4 protein-coding genes are annotated in these 4,752 nt (G+C 48.6%); 3 read left to right on the forward strand and 1 reads right to left on the reverse strand.

What is annotated here, in order from left to right; translation table 11 throughout:
- Both QCH34_RS06990 and QCH34_RS06995 read left to right on the forward strand, forming a co-directional pair.
- On the forward strand, positions 1-647 hold a 647-nt coding region (locus QCH34_RS06990), incomplete at its 5' end, for an ATP-binding protein (RefSeq protein ID WP_300332199.1).
- Between the two features lie 604 nt (positions 648-1,251).
- Positions 1,252-1,596: a nucleotidyltransferase family protein gene (locus QCH34_RS06995; RefSeq protein ID WP_300332202.1), complete on the forward strand. Its 345-nt coding sequence runs from the start codon at positions 1,252-1,254 to the stop codon at positions 1,594-1,596.
- A gap of 103 nt (positions 1,597-1,699) precedes the next feature.
- Here the strand turns inward: QCH34_RS06995 and QCH34_RS07000 are convergent, their stop codons facing one another.
- Entirely contained in the window at positions 1,700-2,320 is a 621-nt protein-coding gene (locus QCH34_RS07000; RefSeq protein WP_300332204.1) for a peptidase M50, read from the reverse strand.
- A gap of 237 nt (positions 2,321-2,557) precedes the next feature.
- Here QCH34_RS07000 and QCH34_RS07005 point away from each other — a divergent pair, with 237 nt between their 5' ends.
- Complete coding sequence (locus tag QCH34_RS07005; RefSeq protein ID WP_300332206.1) at positions 2,558-4,630, forward strand: M3 family metallopeptidase; 2,073 nt, start codon at positions 2,558-2,560, stop codon at positions 4,628-4,630.
- Positions 4,631-4,752 lie beyond the last annotated feature (122 nt).

Raw genomic sequence — 4,752 nt, forward strand, 5'->3', positions numbered from 1 at the left:
CAGAGGATTTTTCCGGAACGCTCTCTGATATCTTTGAAGGAGCCATGGGTTTTGTGATGAGAAATATCCATAAGGTACAGGCAGGACAGAATGTCAATGCGCCGGGAGTACCCGAGATCTCGCCAGTAGTATTCGAGGAACTGCTGGTTAACGCCCTGGTGCACCGGGATTACTTTATTACAGCGCCAATACGGTTATTCATCTTTGACAACAGGATTGAGATCATCAGCCCGGGCAATCTGCCAAACAACCTGACAGTAGCGAAGATTCGTTCCGGAAACTCCAATATACGAAACCCAATCCTCGTATCCTTTATCGCCAAAGGTCTTCTTCCTTATCGTGGAATTGGATCAGGAATAAAGCGTGTACTTGAAGAATGGCCCTATATTGACTTCACTGATGACCGGGAGGGGAGCATCTTCACTGCTACTGTGCATCGGCATGGAGACAGCGTTTTTAGGAAGAACCCGGAGCAGATCATTGCACTCATTCAGGGAAATCCAGAAATCACAATTCAGGAGATGGTACAACAGAGCGGATTGACTGAGAGAGCGATAAAAACTCAGATTGGCAAATTCAAAGCTGAGAATAGAATCAGGCGTACCGGTTCATCACGAAGCGGCAAGTGGGAGATAATACAGGAATAGTGAGTCGGGCGATCATGATAATGAACGCTTATATCATCTCATCTATACGATCCGATAATGTTGGGAACTTCACCAAAAATTTATATACCAATATAAACATTGAGACGGGTTGATCAAAAAGTGTACCAAAAATATATATACATGTTTCTATTCCTGGCACACACGTACCAATCAACCATGGATGAACAGAATAACCCTTTGTGGATCGATTGGTGACGATACTAAATGTGGTTCCATTCTCTACGAAGTGAACGGGCAACCTCATTTGGGTTATTGATGATGTCACAGTACATTCCGTATTACTCCTGAGGGTTGCAGGGTGAGATCCGGGGTTTCTGAAACTGAAGTGTCTGCTCCCAGAGTTCTATTGGAATGATGACACTTTATTTGTGGCCGCTGGCGTCATACACATACTGGATGTCATTCATTATATTCCTGTTATTGCTTCGGGAGATTATAGTTAGCCCGTTGGGTGGTTGGTCAATACCGTTGAATAAAGGATCTGTGATAATCAAAAGAAACCGGTAGAGAACACAATCATACCCGGTGTAAATACCAGAGGGAAACCTCGATCATTTCATAACCATGGAATACGCATTTCTTCATGGCAGGGGGTAAGGCAGTGAATATAATCGAGAAGAGGGGAACCCGATCCCTCCATCAGAGGGAGATTTTAAACAGGCTGAAACAAGAGATGCCAACACTTCAGAGACGATTTGGCATTAAACGGATCGGATTGTTTGGATCATATGCACGGGATGAAGCCGGTGAGATGAGTGATATAGATCTTCTTGTCTCTTTTGAAGAGGAGAAAGAGCGGTTTCGTACATTTATGCAATGTATTTTTTATCTTGAGGATATTTTCGGCAAAAACGTCGAGCTTATCGCAGAACATGCACTCGACTCCAGAATCCGGCCGGTCGTTATTGATGAGGTGATCTGGATTTGAAGACAGATGCCTTTTATATCAGCCACATTATCATTAGACCAATTAAATCCATTAAATAAAATCAAGAAGAGGGGGAAATCTCCACACCCCTAACCCCGCATAATCAGAGATAAAACAGTGCCCCGAACAGGAGCACAAACGAGACTGCAATCACCACGATAAAGATCGCCGGATTCCATGCCAGCACCTTCTTCCCGTCAAGAGGGCCGATCGGGAGCATATTGAAGGCAGCGAGCATCGCGTTGATCTTGACACCGACTGCGCCGACGAGGATCACAAACCACCCCAGATCAAACATCATTCCCCCGATCACAAGCAGTCCGAAGGGGATTGCAAGGAGGAGGTTTGTCACCGGTCCGGCAACCGAGATCACTCCGTTCTCTTTCTTTGAGAGGGTGGGGCCATAGATCATCGTGGCACCGGGTGCGGCAAAGACAACCCCGACAAGAGCGGCAATTGCTACTGCAACGAGGAGCATCTGATTATCTTTCTGAAATTCCGCCCAGTACCCATACCGCATCGCCGTGAACTTGTGGGCAAGCTCATGGAGCACAAAGCCCACCCCGACCGTGATCAGCGAGAGGAGGAAGAAGAGGGCGGCGGTTCCAAGATGCACACCTGTTGCCGAGAATCCGCCGACGAGAGCAAGGGTGAACGCCAGGGCAAGCGCAAGCCAGGCGATGCCGAGATCCTTGCGCTCACGTGTCGAGATACGTTCCAACATACTGTATATTTCTGTTGCATGAAGAGATAGGGTTTCTCATTCAGATCAAATTCCATCCATCACCGAATCAACCATTCACCGGAACGAGGCAATCATCCGGGTATTCCATCCCGAAGAGAGACGAGAGGGGAGTGTGCGGGAGAGAGGTGGGAACTCTGATGGAAGAAGCGGTATCAGAACATATTTTCTCCTCTTCTGCAAAATATCTCTTCAGCTTGAAAATTCGGAATGAACACCATGAGAACAATCCCATCACCCGGAACATTCATCTTTACTATCTTTCTCCTCCTGATCCTCTTCGCACTTGTGGGATCAGCGGGATGCCTTGGTGACGAACAGCCCCAGATCCAAGCCACTCAGACAGAACAGCCGATGAAGGCTGAATATGCTCCTGGCGAGATCCCCCTCCTCTATGCAGAGGCAGAAAACACGGCACGAGATAGATTCGATGCAATAGCCCGGATCCCACAGGAAGAGCGGACATTTGAGAATACCTTCCTTGCTTTTGACACCATCATCACCAATTATACAGATGCAGTATACCCCATGCAATTGATGGGGTATGTCCATCCCGATGCAACCGTCCGGGAAGAGGGGATGGCCATCTATGAAGCCTCATCGATATTCACAACAGAGACCTATGCACGGCGGGATCTCTATGTTGCTTTAGCAGATCCGTTACCCGGGACAGCAGATGAAAAACGTCTCCGTGATGTTACTTTGAGAAGATTCGAGAAGCAGGGGCTCCTCCTCAACGACGAACGGCTTGAGCGGGTCATCGGGATGAAAAACAGGATTGCTGCACTCGAGGCAGAGTACAACGCTAACCTCAACAGTGATAATACAACCATTCTCTTCTCAGAAAAAGAACTCCGCGGCCTCCCCCCATCTGCACTGGCGGGTTTTGGCCGGACAGAAACGGGAGACTACATCGTCACGACAAGCTATCCCGATTATATCGCAGTAATGAGCTATGCAGATGAGAGTGAAACACGAAAGCGGATGCTTGCTGCAGACAATGCCATGCAGGGAGACACAAACATCCCGCTCCTTGAAGAAGCCATCCAGCTTCGCCAGAAGGTTGCCCGTGAACTCGGCTATGATACCTGGGCAGACTACCAGATCGACGGCCGGATGGCAGGAGATGCGGACTCGGTGATGGAATTCTTAAATGATCTTAAAGGACCCCTCAGGGAGAAGAGGGAAGCTGAATTTGCCACCCTTCTCTCAATCAAACAACGGATTGATCCCGGTGCCAAATCGCTCGATCATTGGGATATAACCTATCTCACCGAGATCTACAAAACCGAAGAGTACGGGTACAGCATGGATGAGGTGAAAGAGTACTTCCCCCTTGACCGGGTAATGAATGGATTGTTTGAGATCTATGAATCCCTCTATGGGATAACCTTTGAGGAAGTCAATAATCCAGTAGTATGGCATCCCGATGTCCGGCTCTTCCAAATCAGCGATGAGGCGGATGGAACTACAATTGCACACCTCTATCTTGATCTCTATCCCCGTGAAGGAAAGTACAATCATTTCATCATTTTTGGCCTTACAAGCGGAAGGATGACTGAAGAGGGGTATGCACAACCATCTGCGGCGATAGTCGGAAACTTCAACCCCCCGCAGGAGGGTAAGCCTACCCTGTTAACAATGGATGAAATCTGGACATTATTCCACGAGATGGGCCATGCCACACATAATCTCCTCACCCGTGCTCCATATGGCACACTCTCAGGGTTCGAGGTCGAGTGGGACTTTGTGGAAACCCCATCCCAGGCATTCGAAGAGTGGATATACGATCCTGCCATCATGGAATCGATCTCAGGCCATTATACAGATCCTGAACAGAAGATCCCACCGGATCTTCGGGACAGGGTCATCGCCTCGGAAGATTTTGGAAAAGGGTATTCATTCTCCTCACAACTCCTTAATTCTCTACAGGATATGAACTATCACTCTAAAGACGGGCCTGTTGACACCGTCCGGATCTATGAGGAGCTGCATCAGGAGCTGCGTGGGATACCCGCAATAGAGGGAACGCAAAAGCCGGCCAGCTTCCTGCACCTGATGGGCGGATACGATGCCGGATACTACAGCTATCTCTGGTCAAAAGTGTATGCGATGAATATCGTCGAGCGCTTCAAAGAAGACGGCATGACCAACCGGACAACCGGAATGGCATACCGGAAAACGGTTCTTGAGAGGGGCAATATGGCAGACGGCATGGTACTACTGACAGACTTCCTCGGGGAGGAGCCGGGGATCGAGCCGCTGTACCGGTTTCTTGGGATCGAAGGGTAATCCAATCGAATAATCCCACATCCCCTCCTTTTAGGCTCCATGAATGGTGCAGACACCAGAGTCCGCCAGCCCTTGGAGTATCAGGATGTTGCTCCGGTTTCAATCCGGGGGATATTTTTGTC

This window comes from Methanocalculus sp., from assembly GCF_029762515.1.
In the GTDB taxonomy this organism is placed as follows: Archaea; Halobacteriota; Methanomicrobia; order Methanomicrobiales; family Methanocorpusculaceae; genus Methanocalculus.

What these genes read in the sequence shown, in the direction of transcription:
- QCH34_RS07000 (WP_300332204.1), bottom strand. Translation starts at nt 2,320, where the DNA reads ATGTTGGAACGTATCTCGACACGTGAGCGCAAGGATCTCGGCATCGCC.
- QCH34_RS06995 (WP_300332202.1), top strand. Translation starts at nt 1,252, where the DNA reads ATGGCAGGGGGTAAGGCAGTGAATATAATCGAGAAGAGGGGAACCCGA.
- QCH34_RS07005 (WP_300332206.1), top strand. Translation starts at nt 2,558, where the DNA reads ATGAGAACAATCCCATCACCCGGAACATTCATCTTTACTATCTTTCTC.